Source organism: Fibrobacter sp. (genome assembly GCA_012523595.1).
GTDB lineage: Bacteria > Fibrobacterota > Chitinivibrionia > Chitinivibrionales > Chitinispirillaceae > JAAYIG01.
The window spans coordinates 83573-106631 of the sequence record JAAYIG010000105.1; the positions used below are offsets into that span (position 1 = coordinate 83573).

The following is a 23059-nucleotide window of genomic DNA, read 5'->3' on the forward strand; positions in this document are numbered from 1 at the left end:
TGTCTGCTGTTGCAAAGCAGGCAATAACTTTCTATATTATTATTACAAACCCGAACAAATGGGAGGAATACTTCCGTGCGCGACAGAAATTTCCGTAAACCATTGGGCAACTTTTTTATCAAAAAGTCTCTTCAGTTCAGATTTACTATTCAGATACTGCTTATTTTCCTGGTCTGTGTACTTGCCACCACAGTCTCGTTCATGCACATTTACAATTCCAAGTCCAGAGAGGGCAGTTTTTATTACATGAGCAATGATATAATGAAGGATCTTCAGCTTAAAAGCATTCTGGGGATAGTACTGCCACCGGTAGTAGCTGCCGAACTGGTTGCTGTACTTCTTGCTTTTGGAATAGGTCTGTTTTCTTCCAGAAAAATCGCAGTTCCTGTTTACAAGATCGAGAAGTGGGCAGCAAAGCTTAAAAATGGAAAACTCAATACCACTCTTGCGTTTCGAGAAGAGGACCGACTGAAGGAACTGGCAGTGCAGTGCAATGCCGCTACAGACTTCTACAGGCAGATATTCAGTGAGATAAAAACTCATACTGAAGGCATTTCCGAATTCCCCACTCAGCCCGAAAAAGTAATTGATAGCAGCAACCGCATAAAAGAACTGCTGAGCAGGATTGATTTATAAGCATCTCACATTCCGATTTCAGCCAGTTTTTCAAAGAGCTCTTTAGCCGCTCTCCCCAGCTTTTCCGGTGTTCTGACATGGACATGCACCAACTGATCGCCGTTTTCTCTTCTATGAAGAGCAGGCAACCCCTTGCCTTTGAGCCGGAAGATTTTTTCAGATTGTGTTCCAGCCGGTATCTTCAGATTCACCTTGCCATTGATAGTCGGAACGGTTTTATTGGCACCCAGTGCAGCTTCGGAAAAAGAGATATCCAGATCGCAGACCAGGTCGGTTCCATGGCGTTTGAAGATACTGTGTGGTTTTTCCTGAATGACCACTATAAGGTCACCTGCAGGACCTCCATTACGACCTGCATCCCCCATATTCGGCACACTTAAATAATTGCCTTCTGAAACCCCGGCGGGGATATCCACAGATACGGTCTTCTCAGAAGCTTCCAGACCGGAACCGCTGCAGGCCGGACAGATATCAGCAAGAACATACCCTTGCCCATTACAGGTAGGACAGACACTTTCCTGAATCACCTGACCAAAAAAGGAGCTTGCCACATGACGAACACGCCCCGTTCCGTTACATTTCGGACAGGTATTGCGCTTGCCGCTCCTGGAACCACTTCCACCACATGTGGAGCAGCGGTCTTTACGGCGGACTTTCACGGTTTTCTTTACACCTGAAGCAATCTCCTCAAGTGTCAACGGGAGCCTGATCTGAAGATCGCTGCCCCGGAAACCAGCAGAAGAAGTTCCTCTGCGCCCCCTCGCGCCACCCATTTCAAAAAGATCGGCGAAAACCGAGTCGCCTCCGAAATCATTCATAAAAGCCCGCAGTGCATCTGAAATATCAAACCCGCCAAAACCACCACCGCCAAAACCGCCGAATCCGCCGAAACCACCGCCATTCTGAAAAGCAGCATGCCCAAACTGGTCATATTGGGAGCGCTTGGTGGCATCTTTTAACACCTCATAAGCCTCTGTAGCTTCTCTGAATTTTTCTTCTGCGGTTTTATCCCCAGGATTCTTGTCGGGATGATACTTGACAGCCAGCTTGCGGTAAGCCTTCTTTATCTCATCCTCACTGGCATTGCGGGGTACACCAAGAATTTCATAATAATCAGCTTTGGTAGCCATGGCCTGTTTTATTAAACTCCAATCTGTTCAGAGTACTGCCTTCAGGTTTTTTCCGGAGTTTCTTTTCCGCTTGACACAATTACCCTGGCGTGCTTAATGACTTTACCATTAAGACGATATCCACTTTCATAAATCTCCGCAATGGCACCTTCGGGGATCTTCTCGCTAGGCATCTTCATCAGAGCATCGTGCAGTTGAGGATCAAAAACTTCACCTACTTCAGCAAAAGATTCCAGTCCGTTTTTGCTTAAAACCGAATCGAATTTAGTATAAATCAACTTCATTCCTTCCAGTATTCCCTTGCACTCCTCCACAGACTCGCTGCTGCGAAGCGCACGCTCGAAAGTCTCCCTCACCTCAATCAATTCACCAACCAGTTTTTCGTTTGCCGATTCGACAAGCCGCTCATAATCACGGCTTACCCTCTTTTTGAAATTGTCAAATTCAGCCATCAAACGGATATATCTGTCGCTCATCTGATCAAGCTGCTGCTTCAGATCCTCAACTGTATCTACAGATTCCTGTTCACTCTCTCCGGCTGCTCCGGTATCAGCAGCAGGTTGAACCTCTTTGGCCATTTCCGAGCTTTTTTCTGAGTTCTGAGGTTCCTGCTCTTTATCTTTTTTTTCATCAGCCATAGGAAAAATCCCCTTTTGCTATTTTTGAGGTTGCAGTAAAATACATAAAGGGAAACTTGCTATGAGTGCAATTCTCCCAATACTTTTGCCGTATATTCCACAGCTGAAACAAGAAATGGATACGGCATTCTCTTCGGACCAATTACCCCCAGACTACCCACCATACCACCAACCCGATAACCGGTTTTGATGATACTGAAAGACTGGAGTTGGTCCTGACGGTTTTCCTCACCGATGGAAATAAAAACTCTTCCCTGGTCCTCAGGTGTCTCAAACAGATGCACCAACATCTTCTTCTCTTCAAGAATCTCTATAACAGCTCCGACATTCTCCCTGTTGAAAAACTCAGGCTGAAGCATTACATTGGTTTCACCATCTGCAAAGACCTCCTCAGTTTCATCTTTCCATAGAAGCTTGCGTATAGAGGGGACCAGCAGGCGGATAATTCCCAGTTCCAGATCAGGCACATCCCCGAAAACCTTCTCATCATCAATTGTTATCTCTTCCAGAGCTTTTCCCGCAAATTTTGCGGAAATAATTCTGCATGCAAGCTCAAGCCTGTCCTGAGGAATTTCGGTTTCAAATTCAACCACTACAGTCTTTACAAAACCAGACTCCAGTGCAACATTGAGGACATAACGGTTTGCATCGACATGAAAGAGATTCAGTTGTTTCAGTATCCCTTTGCTCAATCGGGGAGCGAGTACCACCCCCAGTTGATTAGTTGCACGACTCAGCGCTCTGGTGGCCGTTTCCAGCAGCAGATGAAGGTCCGACTGGTCTATGGCGACCATTGAGTTCCTGATCAGATCCTTTGTATCATCGGAGATCTCAGTGTATTTCATTATCCGGTCGACATAGTACCGGTATCCTTTGTCGGTAGGGATTCTACCTGCGGAAGTATGAGGCTGGGTTATAAATCCCCGGTCCTCAAGGTCATACATGACATTTCGAATAGATGCCGGAGAGAGGTCAAAGCCTTTCAGTTTTGAAATGTATCGGGAGCCTGTTGGAGCAGCACTCAGAATGAAATTCCTGACTACAGCATCCAATACCTGATGCTCTCGTTCAGTCAATTCTTCACGTTCCATATATTTTCCGGAATAAGTATAAAAATATGGAACGCCACAGAGGCATCAAAGCCCCTATGGCATCACCTGAAACAATTATGATAGTACGGGATACCGGCATGAATATTACATCATATCCATGCCGCCCATACCACCCATACCACCCATGCCACCCATACCGCCCATACCGGGACCAGGCATCTCTTTTTCCTCTTTGGGTTTTTCGGCGATAGCACACTCAGTTGTCAGCACAAGTCCTGCAATACTGGCTGCATTCTCCAGCGCAGTACGGGTCACTTTTGTCGGATCTATTACACCGGCTTCCATAAGATCTTCATAGACATTTGAGTATGCATTGAAACCATAGGCGCCTTTTCCCTTCTTGACTTCATTGCAAACCACTGAAGACTCCAGGCCTGCATTTGCAACGATCATGCGCAGGGGTTCCTCAATTGCTCTTCTGATAATTTCGAGTCCGACTTTTTCGTCACCCTCGAGTTTCAGGTCATCAAGCACCTTCGATGTCCTGATCAGAGCCACACCGCCTCCAGGCACAATTCCTTCCTCTACTGCAGCTCTGGTTGCATGAAGAGCATCCTCAACCCTGGCTTTCTTCTCTTTCATTTCTGTCTCGGTAGCCGCACCAATATTAATGACGGCAACTCCACCGGCCAGCTTCGCAAGACGCTCCTGAAGCTTTTCCCTGTCATAATCGGATGTGGTTTCTTCGATCTGTTTACGGATCTGATTAATACGACCCTTGATGTCCGCACTCTTTCCAGCACCCTCGACTATGGTTGTGTTTTCTTTATCAATTACAACTCTCTTGGCCGAGCCAAGGGAATCAACAGTAGTGTTCTCCAGTTTAAAACCAGCATCCTCTGAGATCACAATTCCACCGGTAAGTACCGCAATGTCCTCAAGCATGGCTTTTCTGCGGTCTCCGAAACCGGGAGCCTTTACAGCCACTATCTTGAGAGTGCCGCGGAGCTTGTTTACTACCAGTGTAGCAAGAGCTTCACCTTCCACATCCTCAGCTATGATCAGAAGGGCCCTCCCACTCTGTGCAACCTTCTCGAGCAAAGGAAGAAGATCTCTCATGGCACTTATTTTCTTATCATAAATGAGAACCTGGGGATTCTCCAGAACACATTCCATTGTTTCGGAATTGGTGACAAAATAGGGAGAAACATATCCTCTATCAAACTGCATACCCTCAACTACATCCAGACTGGTTTCAATCCCCTTTGCCTCCTCAACAGTGATCACACCATCTTTTCCCACCTTCTCCATCGCATCACTGATAAGATTACCGATTTCAGTATCATTGTTGGCGGAAATTGTTGCAACCTGGGCGATCTCCTTTTTTCCGGAAATGGGCTTTGAGTCTTTTCCAAGCTGCTCAATAATCGCCCTTACCGCTTTGTCTATCCCTCTTTTAACCGCCATCGCCTCCGCTCCGGCAGTGACATTCTTTACACCCAGCCGGGCAATAATCTGCGCAAGCACAGTTGCGGTAGTAGTCCCGTCACCAGCAACATCAGATGTTTTCGAGGCTACCTCTTTAACCATCTGTGCGCCCATGTTTTCAAATTTGTCCTCAAGTTCAATCTCCTTGGCCACAGTCACTCCATCCTTTGTGACAGTGGGAGACCCAAAGCTTTTATCGAGCACCACATTGCGCCCGCGGGGACCCAGAGTGACTCTTACAGAATTAGCCAGCTTGTCAACCCCCTTGAGGAGCTTGTCACGAGCCGATATATCGAACGCCAATTGTTTACCTGCCATAAGCCTAATCCTCCATTGATGATTGTTATACTATAGCCAGAACGTCACTTTCTTTCATAATCAGGTAATCTTCACCCTCGATGCTGATCTCGGTACCGGAATACTTCCCATAAAGAACAACATCACCTTTCTTAAGGCTCATCTCTACCTTCTGTCCACTTTCTGTGACTTTCCCCGGACCCACAGCCACTACTTCACCCTTAATCGGTTTCTCTTTTGCAGCATCAGGGATAATAATCCCGCCCGCAGTCTTCTGCTCAGACTCCAAGGGACGAATAACAACTCTGTCTGCCAAAGGTTTCACATTCATAAAGCTCCTCCCTTTTACGGTTAAATTTCCATATTGGTATTAGCACTCTATTTTGGCGAGTGCTATTAAACTACTACCCGGGAAAAAAACTGTCAATACTTTTTTATGGAATTGAGCCCCTTTCAATGATATACTGAAGGAATAAGAAAGAAGTGGATCAGTACCACGGGCATCTATTTGCCAGCAAAAAACAGACCGCTTATGCCAGGCTTTAAATTTATCCCTAAACCAAAGCTATCTTCTTCTGAACTACACCTGATTAAGAAAGTGACTCTGATATCCCTCAGCGCAAGCGTTCTTCTCATTTGCCTCTCATGGGGATACCACTACATTAGAATTAAGAAATCATCTGCCACCGTTTCCAGTCAAAAAAACCTTGACCTGCTCCCCATTGACCTGCAAGCTCATCACTTTACCGCCCAAAGCTACATGCGCAGCGGAACGCCTGAGAAAGCAATCCCTCACCTTTTAAGAATAATGCCTCTGCGGAAGTACGATCTTCAGGTACGCAAAGACCTGGCAAACGCATATCTGGAATCTGGACACTATGAGGAATCTCTGGAGCAATATGAGTTTTTAATCGAGAAGCAGCAGCTTCCTGAGAGCCTTGCAGCTGAAGTTTGTGCCCGAAGAGGCATTGCCCTTTACTATTCCGGCCATGTGGAGCAAAGCATAAGCAGTCTCTCAGAATGCCTCTCCCGCTATCCCACTTCTGCAAAATCTGCTTGTTTTCTGGGCCAGATCGAAGCCTCCCTGAGGCCAAAATCCCCGAAGATACTGGATTATCTGGAGCAAGCCCTGAGAATTGACTCATCTAATGTAGAGGCTTTATATCAGATGGCACGCTATTATATGCAACTTAATGATTACCTGAAAGCTAGAATGTTGCTCCTTCAGGCGATCGAGATTGATCCCCTCCATGCAAAAAGTCATTCACGGCTGGGCATGGTCTACTATTACTTGTCAAAACCGGATCTGGCAAAGGCATCCTACCAGACCGCTCTGGTGATAAACCCTGATGATTTCAACACGCGCTATAATCTTGGTGAACTCTACTACTCACTAATCAATGACACTGCCCTTTCACTGGAGGAGTACAAGAAAGCGGTAACACAATACCCCGGGCATGTTGAGGCAAATTTTAAAATAGGATTGATCTGCATGAGAAACGGCATGCTCAAAGAAGCCATCAGATATTTCGAGCAGGCTGTAAAGAACGATCAGAACAACACCCGAATACTCCTGCAGCTTGCAGTAGCATACGAAAAACTCGAACTGCTTGACAAAGCAAAAGAGACCTACCACAGGATACTCAGCATTGATGATCTGAACAGTATCGCAAGGCAGAAAATCCGGCTAATTGCTCAATCCGAATAAGTCCTTGCTATCACTCCTGACAGGTATTCCAGTATAGGAGCAGCTGAAGGGATGGAATCCTTAAGATGGCTTTTTTCATAGAGTTATAAAAAAAGTTCTTGCTTTTGCCGAACAGTAATTGTATTCTAAATCATGCTCCTTCCCTGGAAATCTTTCCGGACAGGAGGTAAAAAACCCTGATCTCATCCATTTTTCTACATTTTCCAGCGCGGCTCATCAGCGGGGGATTTCATGGGAAATATCACAAAAAAGGATCTTGTTGAAAGAATCTCCGAGCGCACCGGCCTGACTCAGGTTGATACAAAGATAGTAGTGGAGAGCTTCCTGGAATCAGTTGCCAAGGCACTCCAGAACGGTAACAATATCGAGATACGCGGCTTCGGCAGATTCAAAGTCAAGCAGAAGAAAGCGCGCATCGCACGCAACCCCCGTACTAACCAGTACATAGAAGTGGAAGCAGGTTTTAAACCGGTGTTTGAGGCATCAAAGGAATTAAGAAAAAGAGTAAACGATTCACTCTGGGCAGAGACAGCAGAGCAAAAATAGACTTATTCGGGCGAATCAGACCAGAGAGATATAGCAGCTTTTTTCAAATCCTCATACCAGGAACGAACCTGTTCTGCAGAGACACCCAGACCTGACGCTACACTATCAAGAGGAGTTCCACATTCGACTTTCACAATCGCATCCCACCGTGTCTTTGGTGTAATCACTTTTAATTGTTCGGGGATGCTCTCTCCCTCAATTTTAACAGTTTCTCCTGAATAACCGATTTCGACTTTTTTTCCCTGCCTTACTTCCAAAACAATTCTCTCCAGCTTTACATCAAGCGGTTCCGAACCATCATAACCAATAGCAGAGAATGCAATTTTTCCATAAGGATCGATTACAAACAAAGCCGGAAGTGCCTCTACACCATACCTCTGCGCTGTTTTCCTGTAAGGATCCAGAAGCACCGGGATACTATATCCCTTTTCTTTGATAAAAGGGGAAACAAGCGATGCACCCTCTTTGTCGATACTTATGCAGAATACCTTTACACTGTCATCTTTGTGTTTTTTGGAAAACCTCATCAGTTCAGGCATCTCTTTTTGACAAGGTTTGCAGTAAGTCGCCCAGAAGCTCAGAACAACGACCTGCCTTACAGAATTAATGTGTGGCTTTATCAGAGTGTCTCCGCAGAAAACACGCAAACTGACACGATCACCGTTAAGCGCGGGAAGAGAGAATGTTGGTGCAGCCGAACCGGGAGGAAGCAATGCGGTATTGCCGGTAACAGGCTGAAAACAAACCAGGAAAATCAACAGGGCAAGGATTCTGGCTTTCACTAATAAACCTCTTCTGAATACTTATGATCCAAGCTGTTCTGATCGCCTGGTGGCAGCCACAACCGCTGAGATCACAGCATGCTTAAAAGCGTTCTCCTCCAGGGCAAGAAGACCACTTGCAGTCGTCCCCGCCGGAGACATGACTTTAGATTTAAGAGTAGAAGGATTCTCACCGGTTTTGATGATCATCCCGGCAGATCCGACAACAGTCTGCAGAGCGCATTCTCGTGCGATTTCGTATGGAAGCCCGGCAGTGACACCACCTTCAATAAGGGCTTCGATAAAAAGGAAAACATAAGCAGGGCCGCTTCCCGAAAGCCCGGTTACCGCGTTAAGCATTTTTTCCGGGACAGAAAGGACCTTCCCACAGGCGCTGAGGAGCTTCTCTACTATGCCAGAGTCATCTTTACTGCAATTGACACTAAGAGAATAGGCGTTCATTCCCTCACCGACAAGCGCCGGTGTATTGGGCATCACTCTGCAGATTCTCGCACCGGATGGGAGTGATTTCCGGAACGTTGAAATGCTCACACCTGCAGCTATTGAAATCCATATTGGTTTCAGAAGATCGGATTCTTTTACGGAGGAAAACAGGTTTAGAGCAGATGCAACATCGGAGGGCTTGACTGCCACAATCACGGCCGATGTAGTCCTGTCTCCGGAAAACCAGTCAGAGGGAGGAAGTATCTTTACAGAATGTTCGAGCTTTTCACAAGCTTTTTGATTCTGATCGAAAGCCAATATTTCAATACCGCTGATCTTTGACAGAAACGCGTTGATCAGGGCAGATCCCATGTTGCCGGTACCTAAAACACCGACTCTCATATCTCTCCTCCAGTGTCAGGCAAATCCTCAGCTTTTCATAACATCCAGGAATTCTCTGTTTGTCTTGGTGCTGCTGATCTTTTCAATCAGAAATTCCATCATTTCCACAGGAGTCATGGTAGCCAGGAATTTACGAAGTATCCACATGCGGTTAAGTTCCTCTTCAGACAGCAGCAGTTCCTCTTTACGGGTTCCGGATCTCATCAGATCTATCGCGGGATAGATTCTGCGATCGGCGATCTTACGATCGAGAACAAGTTCCATATTACCGGTTCCCTTGAACTCCTCGAAAATCACCTCGTCCATCCTGCTTCCGGTTTCTATCAGAGCGGTAGCGATGATTGTAAGGCTTCCGCCATTGTCAATGTTTCGGGCAGCTCCGAAAAATCTTTTTGGTTTGTAGAGAGCCTGAGAATCCACACCACCGGAGAGAATTCTCCCAGAGTGGGGAGCCACTGTATTATGAGCCCTGGCCAGCCTGGTTATACTGTCAAGCAGGATCACTACATCGCGGTTGTGCTCAACAAGACGCTTGGCACGCTCGATGGCCATTTCTGCAACCACGACATGTCTTTCAGCCGGCTCATCGAAAGTGGAACTTATGATCTCGGCCTTGACAGAGCGCTGCATATCGGTCACTTCCTCAGGACGTTCATCGATAAGCAGTACGATCAGGAAAACTTCAGGATGATTATGCAGGATAGCGTTGGCGATGCTTTTAAGAAGGACTGTTTTTCCGGTACGCGGAGGTGCGACGATCAATCCTCTCTGGCCTTTCCCGATAGGAGTCAGGAGATTCATGATTCTGGTAGCGACATCTTTGTTATTGTACTCCAGGTTGAATCTCTCGTTGGGAAAAAGAGGCGTGAGGTCGTCAAAGTTAATCTTCTTTTTACACTCTTCCGGGTCCTCAAAGTTCACCATCTCCACACGAAGGAGAGCAAAATACCTCTCGGAGTCTTTGGGAGGACGGACCTGACCTGAAACTGTATCCCCGGTTTTCAGATAGAATCTTTTTATCTGTGAAGGTGACACATAGATATCATCGGGACCACTTAAATAGCTATTGAGAGGTGAGCGAAGAAATCCGAAACCATCAGGCATTATTTCCAGCACTCCCTCGGCAAACATCTGCCCGTTCTGAGCGGCTTCAGCCTGAAGGATCTTGAAGATAAGTTCCTGGCGTCGCAAATTGCGATGCTCCCCTACATTGTAGGTAGCAGCCAGATCGTTCAGCTCAGTCATTGATTTTGACTTCAGTTCAGCAACATTCATTCATACACCTCGATTGAATGGAAAAAGTTTACAGCAATTATCTATCAAAAAAACAACACTTATGTATCTGGAATTTTTCTTAAGTTTGAAGAACTTACAACGATGCTTTCATGAAGATTATCTACTCACTGTTTACATCAGATATTCACAGAATTACTTGAATGCAAATCTCAATTGAAACCTTAGAATGGATTGCCCAATTGAACTGGTGTAAAACGCGAGGTCAAATAGGGTTGAAAGGAAGCGTCGTCTTCACTTCCTGATATAAAATCATCAAAAGCGGAATCGTTGTCAAGTTTTTTTTACCTGTATTTTATTACGCAATCTCGAATTGATTATTTTCATCTCACTCCAGAACCTTCAATACCAACCCTTTCAGATATTCCCCTTCCTTGTGAGCAATGTTGACAGGATGGTCGGGCCCGGAAGACAGTACATGCAAAACCTGCACCTGCCGTCCTGCATCGGAAGCGGCTGAAAAAGCTATCTGACGAAACAGTTTGGGGTCAACCGCGTTTGAACAGGAAAAGGTAAAAATAATCCCCGCCGGCTCTATTTTCTTAATGGCAATGAGGTTAATATCCTTATATCCTCTGCAGGCGGTTCTCAGTTCTCCGGGATGCCTGGCAAACTTTGGAGGATCCAGCACTATAAGATCATATTTTCTGTCGGATTCCCGAAGGTACTTGAAAATATCTGAGGATATAAAATTCACTTTCTCTTTTGAGAATCCGTTTTCAAGTACATTCTGCTCAGCCCACCTCAGTGCAGGCCTGGATATATCCACAAGGTCAACACTTTTAACACCTGCAGAAAGCGCATTTACCGAAAAGGCACCACTGTAGCAGAAACAATCACACATTCGTCTGTCGAGTGCATACCTTTTCAAGAGGTTTCTGTTCTGGCGCTGATCAAAAAAGAAACCGGTCTTCTGACCAGATTCCACATCAGCCCTGAATTTCAAACCGTTTTCACTTAACAGAAGATTCTCAGGCACTTTCCCTGTAAGAATCCCGCTGCTTTCCGCCAATCCCTCCCGCTTTCGCGCATCAGTGTCGGACCGTTCGTAAATAAAAGCCGGAGAGAGTTCCTGGTTTAAAATATCAATAATACTGTTTCTGAAAAGTTCCATGCCGGCAGTAAGAATCTGGATCACCAGTCCTGAGGAATACTTGTCTACAATCAGCCCCGGTAAAAAATCGCCCTCGGAATTTACAAGCCGGCAGGAATCCGTCTCATTGTCCAGAATTGCCTTCCTGGCACTTACAGCTCTGGCAATCCTGAACTTAAGAGTATCAGAATCAAATTTCTCATTGTGATGGGAAAGGATACGGACATTGATAGCAGATTGCGGATTATAATATCCTAAGGCAAGACACTCTCCGTTGTGAGAGAAAACCCTGCACTGCCCGCCATTTTCTCCAGTTCCCCCCACTTTGGATATTGCTCCGGAGAATATCCATGGATGGCCCATCCGTACTGGTTTGTCCCGCCCGGCTTTCAAATAGACTTCAAACATCGCAACCGCCAATACTCCCCAGAACAGCCCCGATCTCGTTTCGGGTATAAGGTTTCTTTATTGCGGCTTTGAAGCCATAGCGAGATGGATCTGCCAGAACAGGATCACTGGAATATCCGCTTGTAGCAATTGCTTTGATATCGGTAAATTCCCGGTTCAATATCTCAAGCACCTCCTGCCCCCCCATGCCGCCTTTGATTGTCAAATCGAGAATCAGGAAATCAAATTTCTCTCCGGCTTCTCTTCTTTCTCTGTAAACCTTCAGCGCCTCAGCACCGGATAAAACTCCTCTGACCTCATATCCAATGCTCCGAAGGATGCTTTCAGCCATCTTTATAATGCTCGGCTCGTCATCCAAAAAAAGCACTCGTTTGTTTTTCCCAGATTCCGGAGATCGCATAATTTGAGCTTTCTTGTATCCCGGTCAGACCGGATACACTGCAACACCTTCGCCCTGAAAAAAATCAGGTCATGGTGGAGGAGGTTTGAATGAATATTCTACCAGAGGAAGAATACTTTTTTTCAAGAGAGATTACTTCCCTCTAAAAATATCACAAAAGCAACACAAAGTAAACCAGGTTTGTTAATCGCAGTGCCCGATAAGTAAACAGTACCGCAAACAGAACAAGTAAAGCGGCACATGAACCGATCAGTATCCTGTAAAAGTTGTCGCTGAAAAGCTGTTTGCCTTTACTTATTATTATGCCCACTGTTACATACCACAGGAAATCCGCCAGAATGTGCCCGAAAAAAAAAGCGATTGCATCCAAAGGACCTCTGGAATAAGCCTGAAGAATATACCCCATGCCAATACTTATCCACCAGACACTCCAATAGGGGTTTCCAATACTGAGGAGCAACCCGGCTAAAAAGAGTTTGTGCTGCTTTTTGTAAGGAGCGGATAATTCTTTGAGGGATAAAGAGGGCAGAGAACGGATCATCCCGACTGCCATCCAGATCAGAACAACACTTCCGAAAAACCCGGTGAAAATAGTGACAGGTTTACTGGAAAGCAACGGAGCAGCACCCATGAAAAGGAAAAGAACCAGAAGGATTTCCAGAAAGGCATGCCCGGAAACAAGGATAAAAGAGGCTTTTTTGCCGAAACGTGCACTCTCTGATACAGTTGCTGTAAGCAGAGGCCCCGGCATCAGTGCACCGGAGAGGGCGATTGTGAAAGATGTAATAAAGGTAGAAATCATAGTTATTCCATTAAAATATTTCCCGAAAATCATTTTTCAGGTTTGCATTGGAAATTGACCGATTTTCAAATCACTTGCCAAAACCTTGCACGATTTGTATTCACATAATATTTTTAGTTTTGCGGTGAGAATATAATTCCTGTAGAGTATTCCACACTATATATACCCCAAATGCAGGGAGGTACAATGACAAAGTTTCTGAATCCAATGTGGGTAGCCCTGGTAACAGCCAGTCTCGCATTTGTCGGCTGCCAGAAAAAAGTTACCAAAGTTGAAGAACCCCCACCCCCTCCTCCACCCCCCGTAGTGGTTGAGGAACCACCGCCTCCTCCTCCACCGGAGCCGGTAGTGGAAGATATTTCGGGCCGACTCAATGAGCTTTTACAGCCAGTATATTTTGATTTTGACAAATCGGATCTAAAGTATGATGCTATAAGCCGTCTTGAAATGATAGCCTCATTTTTAAGAGAACATCCTTCTGTAAGGCTTTTGGCGCAGGGGCACGCTGATGAGCGTGGTTCATCAGAGTACAACATGGGTCTGGGTGAGAACCGCTCCAAATCAGTGCGTAACTATCTGACCTCCTATGGTATCAGCCTGGATCGTATTGATGTTACATCTTTTGGTGAGGAGCGCCCTGTATCGGTCAATTGCGGAAGTGATGACTACTGTCATGGTCAAAATCGCCGGGTTGACTGGCAAGTATTATCGAAATAACATCTTATACATAATGTAATGAGTAAAAAGCACGGGTAATAAAAACCCGTGCTTTTTTTTGAAGATTCTCAATTTGAGAATATTTCTCCATCCGAACCACCAAAGAATCTACTCAAACCGCGTATTTTACAAAACGGCAAATGGCATTCTGATTGCTATTTCTTTATTAAGCAGCATCAACAAATTTACTCATACCAAAGCGGCATTTGACAGAGTCGCACAGAGGGCTATTCATGCCAGTTATAGCAAATCAGATGTGGGCCATCCGCAATTTAGAACTGATAAAGGCGGCTATCGAGGGGGCAAAAAGTGTACTGATCTGTGGTCATTGCAACCCTGATGGGGATTCGATGGGGGCAATACTTTCCCTTGGACTTGGTTTGGAAAGTCTGGGGAAGAGAGTATTTATGCTCTGTACCGATCCGGTACCAAACAATTACAGGACGCTCCCTGGTGCAAAGCAGTTGGTTGGCAGTGTGTCCCGGGAGATTGATCTGGGGATAGCGGTTGACTGCGGGAGCAAGGAGATGATGGGGCCGGCTTACGCTTACTTTAAGCGGGCTGCGCAAACCATCGAAATCGACCACCATCGGTCCAGAATCTCTTTTGCAGATCTTTCTATGGTGGACTCAGATGCCTGCTCAGCGGGCGAACTGGTTTATGAGCTGCTTTCAGAGCTTGGAGTTTTAATCAACAATGAAATTGCGCAGAATGTTCTTACTTCAATTATAGTAGAAACGAATTCTTTTCGCCTCCCCGGAATCCGCTCCCGCACATTTGAGATCTGTGCTGAGTTAATCAGGACCGGTCTGGATTTCCAGAAACTTGCTGAAACCGTCTATTGGGTTACCTCCAGGCAGACAGCACTGCTGTCAGGGATCTGCATGTCACGCTGCCGTTTTATAGAGGGTGGAGAGATAGCCTGGACATCATTGACTCGTAAAGATTTCCTGAGGGCCTCAGCCTGTGATGCCGATGCGGATAAGGTGCCTGAAAAGATCCGTTCTATTCAGGGTGTGAAACTGGCTGTTTTATTCCGGGAGAGAGAGGATTTGAGCTGGAGGGTCAGCCTTCGGTCCAAAGATGGAATCGATGTGGCGAAACTGGCAGAAAGGTTTGGAGGTGGTGGTCACAAAAGCGCTGCAGGTTTTACCATTGCCAGCAAGAAGAAATCTCTCAGAAAAATACTCGATGCTGCAGTCGACCTGCTTTCAACACACAGGAAGAGTTTAATCAAAAAGCAGGGCATAAATTCCGGAGTTATCGATGCAGTTACTTATTATGAAAAGCTATGCTCCAAAGACAGGGCTAAATTGAGCTGGCAGGATGCTCTCTATACTGAGCCGTTAAGCCAGAAGATCGCATTCTGAATTCTTTTCTTTAATAGCAAAAGGAGTGTTGCCATGACCTGGACAGGACTAGAAACCTTCGATACTACAGTGCAGAAAGCTGATATATGGCTGAAGGAAATAATGATGGAGCTTAACACCGACAGCAGGCGCATCGCTTACATGGCACTGCGTTCTGTTCTTCTGGCTTTGAGGGACAGACTTACTGTCGATGAGGCAGCCGATCTTGGGTCACAGTTGCCTCTTCTTATCAGGGGTATCTACTACGATGAATGGGTTCCATCAAGAAACCCCATCAAGGATCGACATCTCGATGAATTCCTGGCCCGTATTCAAGAACGTTACAATGGGGAAACAGATATAAAGGCGATGACCAAGGCCGTATTTAAAGTGCTGAGGCACAGAGTGACTGAAGGGGAGATTAAGGATGTAAAGGGTATGATGCCTGATGAGTTAAAGGAACTCTGGAGCTGAAATATTAAATTCTGTCGGGAGGGGCACAAAAAAAGTCCCTCCCGTAACCATAAACACTCTTAACTCCTCTCATCACTGCCGGTTTCTATCACTGGAAGTCTGATCTCAGCAGTCACACCTGGAAATGAGAGATTGTTGCGGATCTCCACAACTCCTCCATGACTCTCAACTATTCGCTTTACAATTCCCAAACCAAGTCCGGTCCCACCTTTCCTGGTTGTAAAGAACGGTTCAAAGAGATGTTCCACATTTTCGGGCTTTATCCCTGTACCCTGATCGATAACCTGAATAATTACACTCCCATCCGCATCCTGAACATTCACTACTATCTCCTTGTCGGGACTGCTGTGACTGCAGGCATTCTCAAGAAGGTTAATGATTACCTGCTCCATTTTAGCCCGTTCAGCGTAGATTTTCAGTTTCTCCGATGCCTTGGATGATTGAAGGCGGACCTGACGCTCGCCATGGCTGGAGGAGTGCTGCCACATATTGACAGCAGCAGAAACCAGCCAGTTTACAGATGTAGGCATCAGAGAGGAGCGCTCCACTGGTCTGCCCAGGTCAAGAAGATCTCTCATAAGGTCTGAAAGCCTGATCACCTGTTTGCGGATGTGTTCTATATAGGTACGATACTCGGTGTTTTCTCCGAGATCTTTACTGAGTGCATCGGTTATCGCCAGAATACCATTGAGAGGATTTCTTACCTCATGGGCAACTCCGGAGGTAAGCTGACCGAGCATTTTCATTTCCTGAGATTGAAGGAGCTGGTTTTCCATGTTTTTTCGCTCGATCTCAGTTCCAATGTACCGTGCGAATATCTCTATAAGGTGAATCTCATATTCATCGAAAACATGTTCTTTTTTATCGATGGCACAGATCGTTCCCAGTATCTGTCCTTTACTATTGAGTATGGGGATACCCACATAGCTCTGCATATCGGGAAAATCTTTGGCATATACAGGGTAAAGACGGCTGAAGGAACTGGAAATCTGGCAGCAACGCTGCTCACGGTAGGCAATCCCGCAGGGATGCTTGTCGATCTGCACAGAGTGCATGTGTATCAGTTCCATACCGGTAATCTGGGAGATTGATTTAAAATCCTCCTTTCCTATGCATGCCAGTGCCACAACCGGCACATCCAGCATAGTAGAGATACTTAAAACCCCCTGGTCTATCGTGGCCTCAAGAGAGGCAGAGAAAGCTGTTGCCATTGCATAGATTGCCTCGAGCGCATCATTTCTCTGTGAAAACTCCTTCTCTGCTCTCATCCTTACCCTGATCTCTTCTTTCAGCAGTTCGTAACTTCTGGTAAGTGCAATGGTTCTTGACTCGATACGTTTTTCAATTTCCGTGTATGCTTTCTGCAGAGCGATTTCAGCCCTTTTTCTTTCTACTATTGTACCGATTTTACGAGCTGAAGAATGGAGCCGGTTTTTAGAGGTTTCAACTATGAACCGGGGCCGGGACTTATATGCATTGGCAATAAGAAACAACTTGTCTCTTCCTACATTGTACCTGGCCGCGATCTCCTTCAGCTTTGCGTCTTCTTTGGGAGGATCACCATAACTGAAGCTGATTGCCCCTATTTTTTCGCCTCCGGCTTTCACCGGAACAGCATAGATACGGATACCACCTGCACACTCGATATCAACAGGATATCCTGAGTCAAGTGCCGCCTGAGCAGATTGTTTAAAGCAACTCTGATGACAGAGCCATTTGCCGCAGTTCATCGCCTCACGTAAAGGCATTTCTCCACAGAGCGCTTTTGAAGCACTGTGAAGAAACCTGCACCACTCAGAACGGAAAAAGGTAATTGCCGGCAAACCGTTTTGCTCCATGACTATTCCAGATGTTTCAAGTATGCTCAGGTAGTCACATGTTATTTCCTGAAGAAAGTCCTCGCCTGTAGAACTCAGGATTTCACCGGCAGTGTTTTTATCTACAATCTCTTTGTAAGGGTCGGCAAAAGCAGCAGAATTTGAACACTCAAGATCTTTCGTAAGGAGCCATTCAATATTTCTGAGGTCTTCCTCCATCCGTCTTCGTTCTGTAATATCAAGGTTAATGCCTGCCCAGCCGGATATTTCACCATTTCTATCCCTTATAGGACGAGCCCGGGACAGAATAGTGACAACAGAATTATCGAAGCTGATGAATCTTGGCTCGGCTTCCCATTCTTCTCCTGTTTTTACACATGCCAACCAGCGGTTTATAATAGGGCCAGAATCCTCTATCACCATTTTCCTTGTCCATCCAAAATCCCGCGCCTCTTCCATTGTCATCTGAATCATATTCAGGAAAGAGGAACTTGCATACTTCAGCCCGCCATTTTTATCACAGAAATAAACCCCGAAGGGTATCATCTCTCCCATGATACGGTAACGGGATTCACTTTCCTGGAGAGCATTCTCAAGGTATGTGCGGTTTGTTACATCGCGGAAGGTAACTACTATGACAGACTCGTTGTTATTTATTGTAAATGGAGATGAGGAGAATACAACATCAAGTACCCTGGATTTAGCTATGAGATTTATCTGTACATTTTCCAGTTTTCTACTTTTAGCTTCTTTTAACAGTTCTGCAGCAGGTGCCGGTTCGAGAATCTTAACATCGTGCTCATCCATTAGTTTAAAAACGCTTATCCCCGTCCTGAAATTATACTGCTGGATAGTTGAATTGCTGCAGGCCAGTACCTTACCGTCACTATCGAGAATAAAGACAGGATCGGCAATCAGGTTGAATATTTCATTCAGTTCAGTGATACTTTTATTCTTCAGAACCAGAGAAGAAGCTTTCGTGGGCTCATCCATTCCCGATCTGATTTTTCCAGGAAAGGCGCTATCCAGAAGTAAAATATCTTCTGCATTGATTTTAGTTGAGAGCATGTTCTGAGCAGAAGTGAGGTTTTGCTTCAGTTCATCGCATTCCATAGACAATTGCGCTTCTGCCCCTGTGCTGGAAGATGAATCATCTACATTTCGCACTCTCATACCATCTCCGTTTTCAAGCGAAACGCTTAAAACAAAAGGTAAATCTTCGGGATCGTTCAACTAATGACACCGGTATGCCGGTTTTAACAAGAGGCAATTATTGAGGAGATTGCATACCGGAGCGGCTCTTAAAGACAGTGCCGCGAAAAACCAATGACAGCCTGAAAAAACAAGTATGGTGTAAAATAATTTAAACTTCACGGTAAGCAAACGACTTTGATTAACCAAATGTGGTTACCACTGATTAACCGAATTGAGAGATGATCTGTTGATTTACCCGGGGAAAAAGATTGCTTTGTTCGTATTCTGATACCGTTTGTTCTGCTGACTGGAGAAGAGTCGGTATTGGGATAGATACAATATTGTCCCCAAAGCATGAATCCCTCTGCCACCATCAAGCAGCTACACAGACTATCGGTAGAAATGGATTTCAGGTTATATTACAGACGAATACCCGGATTCTGATTCTGTTGCCGGCCTGGTGACGGCGCATATAAATACCCTGTATTACATATTTTTGCATGTTATTACCTGGTTTATGATGTCATTTTATGTTTATTTTTAAATCAGTTATCATTCTGGTATATTTTAAGTGAATAGACTGATAATTAGATGGAAGGGTAAGAATGGTAACGAACAAAAACTGTATTCTTCGCTTATCGAGGTACAAAAACGCGCTATACCGATTTAAAACTCTTGGTTTTTTGAAAATCTACTCTGATTATCTGGCAGATGCTGTAGGGGTGACAAGTGCGCAAGTCCGCAAAGATTTCTCACTTTTTGGAATATCCGGGAACAAACGCGGTGGTTACCAGATCGATTCCCTTATCAGCAAGCTAAATGAGATACTTGGGAAAACTGAGACACAGAGAGTGATAATGGCAGGTGCAGGTAACCTTGGCAGTGCGTTGTTAAAGTATAGAAGTTTCGAGAAGGAGGGGATAAAGATAGTCGCAGCATTCGACATAGATCCCTCAAAACAGGATTCCAGACTGGCGGTACCGATTCTGCCTCTTGATGAGCTGGAAAGATACGTACAACGCAACGGGATAAAAATCGGGATAATCAGCGTTCCGGAAGTGGCGGCTCAGCAGACATTTGACCTGATGGTCAAGGCAGGAATCAAGGGTGTTTTAAACTTCGCTCCGATCCAGCTTAAGACATCCGGAGAATGCATAGTAAACAATGTGAACCTTGAACTGGAACTCGAGAATTTGATTTACTATGTAAACGCAAGTGAAAAGGCATGCACTTCCGGCCCTGAGCAGGCGGAATAATCACCATCGTTTGTATTTAAAGAAGATAAGAGAGGCAAACAGCGCAGTTGCCGAGAGCCCCATAACAATTGAGAATGCAAAAGGGTTTTTCTGCAGGGGGATGGCAACATTCATCGAAAAGGCGCTGACCACGAAAGTGGGAACCATTATTGCAATTGTTAAAATATTCAGAGTTTTCATCAGACTGTTCAGGTTATTATTGACAATCGATGCCCGCGCATCCATAAGGTTCGAGATAATATTGGAGTAGATTTCTGTCTGCTTCAGGCACTGATTGTTTTCGATTATAATATCATCCAGCAGTTCGATATTTTCATGGGTAAGTTCTATCCTGGCTGCATTGTTTCTGATCTTCTCTATCACCATTGCGTTTGAATTTATAGCATTGAGATAATAGACCAGACTTTTTTCAAGTGTAAACATGTGGATCAGATACTTGTTTTCCATCGAGGTGTTTACTTTCTGCTCTATTTCATCAGAGACCATGTTTATCACTTTGAGGTGCTGGAGAAAATGGGCAATTGACCTGTAGAAGATCTTCAGCATTACCTCGATCATTGAGTCTACCCTGTAATTCTGTTTTCCATCGAACAGCGGAAGATCCTCCGAGATAAGGATAATCATTTTGTCTTTAAAAACAAAGAGTCCGAAAGAGGAGACTTTGAAGAGGAACTGCTCAACAGAAGAATAGTTACGGGGTCTCTTGAAGATAACGCAAAAATGGTCGCTTTCGAATTCAAGTCTTGACAATTCATCCTGATCGAGAGCAGAGTACAAGGTATGTTCATCAAGAGAAAACGTTGTCGTGAGGAAATTTATTTCTTCTTTTTCCGGACTTACAAAAACCAGTATCCTGCTGTCTTCATTTTCTGAGGAGACTATTGTCCCGTCATGCAAATCGTATCTTTTCAGCAAGGTGTCCCTCCGAAAATGAGATGCGCAAACTTCTGATGCTGATATATTCTACAGTTCAGGGACACAGAAGTCATCATAGTTCTTGAAGCGCAGACAGAATTTTCGAAAAAATAATCGAGGACGCTTTTCAGGCAGTCCCCGAAATCATTAACTGAATGGAAAAATCGCTACTTTTTTTTAGAAGCAGCTCTCTTTTTCGCAGGCTGAGCCTTTTTCTGCTCCGGTTCCACTTCTTTCTGAGCAGGAGCTTTTTTCGGTTCCACTTTCGGCTCTACTTTCTGTTCCACCTTCTGTTCTACTTTCGGTTCGGCCTTTGGCTCTGGCTCTGCTTTTTTCTGTGTTTTCTGCTGGGCATTTATTTCGGCCATTACTTCTTTTTCAGCCTGTTCCCAATCCTGCATGTGATATCCATGGCGCGCACCACGAGCGAGAAAAAGCTCATAAGCTCTTTTCTCAATTTTACTGCGAATGTCCACTTCTGCCTCCTTTAATGGGGTTATCTCTATTATTTTTTGTGAATAGCAGATCAATTTAACAGAGATTAAGTATAAATTAAAAAATAGCCTAATTCAATGAGGATTAGCAAAATTTGCAGGATTTTCGTCCTTTTCAAAAATTTAAAATATCAACTAATCTCCCATTTGAAACTAATTGTGTCATCTATACTCTCAGATTTTAATGCTATTGCAATCAGCCGGTCTACTCCCAGAGCAGTACCTGAACACAGAGGGAGTCCGGCTTCAAGAGATTCAATGAAACGGCTATCCTCAGGAATTACTGGTTTTCCCATTGTCTTCCTCTTCTGGTTCTGCTCCTGAAGACGCCTGAGGTTTTCCTCAGGGTCAGTCAGTTCCTCAAAGCCGTTTGCAATCTCCATACCATTTATATAAAGCTCAAAACGCCTGGCGACAGAGGGATCATCTTTATCCAGGAGAGCAAGCACTGCCTGGTCTGCCGGGAAATTATAGATAAAACACAGAGTGTCCTTCGGAAGTTGCGGCTCAATGATTTCTGACATGGTAAACTGTAAGGCATCGGTGAGGGTATCAAACACCGGATGAGTTATACCTTTTGACTTGCAGAAGAGAGAGATCTCAGCACATTCTGTCTCAAGAGGATCAATCCCCGTGCGTTCAACAAACAGTTCACGGTAAGTTTTCATCTGGATCCTGTAATTCCCCAGAACATAAGTACACAGCTCAGCCGTTTCCTCTATCATTTTATACATGTCATAATCTCTTCTGTACCATTCAAGAAGAGTAAATTCCGGATTATGAATCCGTCCCACTTCACCATTTCTGAACACTTTGCAGATTTGGAAAATGTCAGGGAAGCCTTCAGCCAACAACCGTTTCATATGGAACTCAGGTGAGGTCTGTAAAAAAGCATCCTCCTTTATAGAAGATCCGGGGAATGGTTCAAAGCGGGTTTTAAAGATATCGATGTGACAGTCTGTAGATGCAGCATGAGAGAGAATCGGAGTTTCTACCTCAAGCGCACCTCGGGTCTGGAAAAAATCCCTTATCTTGCAGATGATTCCTGCACGGAATCTGGCAGACTGGATTGTATAAGGTTTGTTATTTTTTTCATTTGGGAACGGTACCATCAGGTTGCTCTCTGCAAGTACTCACCTGTGCGGGTATCAATCCGTATTTTCATACCGGTCTCTATAAAAAGTGGAACATCGACCACGGCTCCGGTTTCCAGTGTTGCTTTCTTAGATACATTCGTGGCAGTATCTCCCCGTACAGCAGGTTCGGTATAAGTAATGACAAAATCCATAAAAGTAGGCGGTGTGACTGAAATCACCCTGTCTCCCCAGAATGAAACCTCACATTCAGTGTTATCCAGAAGCCACCTGCTCTCATCTTCAATCTGATCTTTGGGAATTTCGATCTGCTCATAGTTTTCAGAATTCATGAAAGCGTAATTTGTTCCATCGTTGTAGAGGTACTGCATCTTTGTTGTAATAACCTCTGCTTCCTCCACTGTTTCACCTGATTTAAACGTTCTTTCAAGCACCCTTCCAGTGATCAGGTTTTTCATTTTAACCCGATTGAACGCCTGACCTTTCCCTGGTTTTACGAATTCGTTTTCCACGATCATCCATGGCTGCCCATCGATTATGATTTTCAACTTTTTGCGAAACTGACTTGTATCCACCATACCCATAGAAAACCTCCCGTAAGGATTACGGCGTGATGCCTGAATAGTGTTTTGTGACGTAGATAAAATAAAG

General features: G+C 45.0%; 23 protein-coding genes. 7 read left to right on the forward strand and 16 right to left on the reverse strand.

Annotation, left to right across the window (positions count from 1 at the left end):
* The first annotated feature begins 75 nt into the window (after positions 1 to 75).
* Positions 76 to 636 carry a methyl-accepting chemotaxis protein gene (locus tag GX089_07010; protein ID NLP02226.1) on the forward strand — a complete coding sequence of 187 codons (561 nt, stop codon included), beginning with the start codon at positions 76 to 78 and terminating at the stop codon, positions 634 to 636.
* A gap of 5 nt (positions 637 to 641) precedes the next feature.
* Here GX089_07010 and dnaJ read toward each other — a convergent pair whose 3' ends face one another.
* The 5 genes from dnaJ to GX089_07035 all read right to left on the reverse strand — a co-directional run bounded on the left by dnaJ (position 642) and on the right by GX089_07035 (position 5572).
* On the reverse strand, positions 642 to 1766 hold the full coding sequence (gene dnaJ, locus GX089_07015; GenBank protein NLP02227.1) for a molecular chaperone DnaJ: 1125 nt from the start codon (positions 1764 to 1766) through the stop codon (positions 642 to 644).
* Positions 1767 to 1807: 41 nt separating this feature from the next.
* Complete coding sequence (locus GX089_07020) at positions 1808 to 2404, reverse strand: nucleotide exchange factor GrpE (protein ID NLP02228.1); 597 nt, start codon at positions 2402 to 2404, stop codon at positions 1808 to 1810.
* Positions 2405 to 2463: 59 nt separating this feature from the next.
* A complete protein-coding gene (gene hrcA, locus GX089_07025) occupies positions 2464 to 3495 on the reverse strand; it encodes a heat-inducible transcription repressor HrcA (protein NLP02229.1) in 1032 nt (343 codons plus the stop codon).
* A gap of 105 nt (positions 3496 to 3600) precedes the next feature.
* Positions 3601 to 5262 (reverse strand): chaperonin GroEL, encoded by a 1662-nt coding sequence (gene groL / locus GX089_07030; protein ID NLP02230.1) that lies wholly within the window; start codon positions 5260 to 5262, stop codon positions 3601 to 3603.
* A gap of 25 nt (positions 5263 to 5287) precedes the next feature.
* Positions 5288 to 5572, reverse strand: coding sequence for a co-chaperone GroES (locus tag GX089_07035; GenBank protein ID NLP02231.1), 285 nt, complete (start codon positions 5570 to 5572; stop codon positions 5288 to 5290).
* 267 nt (positions 5573 to 5839) lie between these two features.
* Between GX089_07035 and GX089_07040 the strand changes: the two genes are divergently transcribed.
* Together GX089_07040 and GX089_07045 are read left to right on the forward strand one after the other, a co-directional pair.
* Positions 5840 to 6949 carry a tetratricopeptide repeat protein gene (locus tag GX089_07040; protein ID NLP02232.1) on the forward strand — a complete coding sequence of 370 codons (1110 nt, stop codon included), beginning with the start codon at positions 5840 to 5842 and terminating at the stop codon, positions 6947 to 6949.
* A 240-nt stretch (positions 6950 to 7189) separates the two neighbouring features.
* Positions 7190 to 7495: an integration host factor subunit beta gene (locus GX089_07045; protein NLP02233.1), complete on the forward strand. Its 306-nt coding sequence runs from the start codon at positions 7190 to 7192 to the stop codon at positions 7493 to 7495.
* Between the two features lie 2 nt (positions 7496 to 7497).
* Here GX089_07045 and GX089_07050 read toward each other — a convergent pair whose 3' ends face one another.
* The 6 genes from GX089_07050 to GX089_07075 form a co-directional block, all read right to left on the reverse strand.
* The gene (locus tag GX089_07050) at positions 7498 to 8277 is read right to left on the reverse strand and encodes a TlpA family protein disulfide reductase (protein ID NLP02234.1); all 780 of its coding nucleotides are present in this window, start codon (positions 8275 to 8277) and stop codon (positions 7498 to 7500) included.
* A 21-nt stretch (positions 8278 to 8298) separates the two neighbouring features.
* Positions 8299 to 9102 carry a pyrroline-5-carboxylate reductase gene (gene proC / locus GX089_07055; GenBank protein NLP02235.1) on the reverse strand — a complete coding sequence of 268 codons (804 nt, stop codon included), beginning with the start codon at positions 9100 to 9102 and terminating at the stop codon, positions 8299 to 8301.
* A 27-nt stretch (positions 9103 to 9129) separates the two neighbouring features.
* A complete protein-coding gene (locus GX089_07060) occupies positions 9130 to 10377 on the reverse strand; it encodes a transcription termination factor Rho (GenBank protein ID NLP02236.1) in 1248 nt (415 codons plus the stop codon).
* A 346-nt stretch (positions 10378 to 10723) separates the two neighbouring features.
* Positions 10724 to 11896: a class I SAM-dependent rRNA methyltransferase gene (locus GX089_07065; GenBank protein ID NLP02237.1), complete on the reverse strand. Its 1173-nt coding sequence runs from the start codon at positions 11894 to 11896 to the stop codon at positions 10724 to 10726.
* Positions 11889 to 12227: a response regulator gene (locus GX089_07070; protein ID NLP02238.1), complete on the reverse strand. Its 339-nt coding sequence runs from the start codon at positions 12225 to 12227 to the stop codon at positions 11889 to 11891. Before GX089_07070 ends, GX089_07065 begins: the two co-directional genes overlap by 8 nt.
* Before the next feature lie 220 nt (positions 12228 to 12447).
* Positions 12448 to 13098, reverse strand: a complete 651-nt coding sequence (locus GX089_07075; protein ID NLP02239.1) for a LysE family transporter — start codon at positions 13096 to 13098, stop codon at positions 12448 to 12450.
* Between the two features lie 186 nt (positions 13099 to 13284).
* On the opposite strand from GX089_07075, the gene GX089_07080 reads away from it, so the two are divergent.
* The 3 genes from GX089_07080 (at position 13285) to GX089_07090 (ending at position 15638) form a co-directional block, all read left to right on the forward strand.
* A complete protein-coding gene (locus GX089_07080; protein ID NLP02240.1) occupies positions 13285 to 13815 on the forward strand; it encodes an OmpA family protein in 531 nt (176 codons plus the stop codon).
* A gap of 233 nt (positions 13816 to 14048) precedes the next feature.
* Entirely contained in the window at positions 14049 to 15185 is a 1137-nt protein-coding gene (locus GX089_07085) for a bifunctional oligoribonuclease/PAP phosphatase NrnA (protein NLP02241.1), read from the forward strand.
* Positions 15186 to 15218: 33 nt separating this feature from the next.
* Positions 15219 to 15638, forward strand: a complete 420-nt coding sequence (locus tag GX089_07090) for a DUF2267 domain-containing protein (GenBank protein ID NLP02242.1) — start codon at positions 15219 to 15221, stop codon at positions 15636 to 15638.
* A gap of 59 nt (positions 15639 to 15697) precedes the next feature.
* Here the strand turns inward: GX089_07090 and GX089_07095 are convergent, their stop codons facing one another.
* Entirely contained in the window at positions 15698 to 18688 is a 2991-nt protein-coding gene (locus tag GX089_07095; GenBank protein NLP02243.1) for a PAS domain S-box protein, read from the reverse strand.
* 566 nt (positions 18689 to 19254) lie between these two features.
* On the opposite strand from GX089_07095, the gene GX089_07100 reads away from it, so the two are divergent.
* On the forward strand, positions 19255 to 19905 hold the full coding sequence (locus tag GX089_07100) for a redox-sensing transcriptional repressor Rex (protein NLP02244.1): 651 nt from the start codon (positions 19255 to 19257) through the stop codon (positions 19903 to 19905).
* Here GX089_07100 and GX089_07105 read toward each other — a convergent pair whose 3' ends face one another.
* The 4 genes from GX089_07105 to efp all read right to left on the reverse strand — a co-directional run bounded on the left by GX089_07105 (position 19906) and on the right by efp (position 22992).
* The gene (locus GX089_07105; protein NLP02245.1) at positions 19906 to 20817 is read right to left on the reverse strand and encodes a magnesium transporter CorA family protein; all 912 of its coding nucleotides are present in this window, start codon (positions 20815 to 20817) and stop codon (positions 19906 to 19908) included. It lies immediately after the preceding gene.
* Between the two features lie 170 nt (positions 20818 to 20987).
* Positions 20988 to 21389 carry a DUF2934 domain-containing protein gene (locus GX089_07110; protein NLP02246.1) on the reverse strand — a complete coding sequence of 134 codons (402 nt, stop codon included), beginning with the start codon at positions 21387 to 21389 and terminating at the stop codon, positions 20988 to 20990.
* Between the two features lie 56 nt (positions 21390 to 21445).
* Entirely contained in the window at positions 21446 to 22426 is a 981-nt protein-coding gene (genX, locus tag GX089_07115; protein ID NLP02247.1) for an EF-P lysine aminoacylase GenX, read from the reverse strand.
* On the reverse strand, positions 22426 to 22992 hold the full coding sequence (gene efp, locus GX089_07120) for an elongation factor P (protein ID NLP02248.1): 567 nt from the start codon (positions 22990 to 22992) through the stop codon (positions 22426 to 22428). The genes genX and efp overlap by 1 nt, the downstream gene beginning before the upstream one ends.
* Between the last annotated feature and the right edge of the window lie 67 nt (positions 22993 to 23059).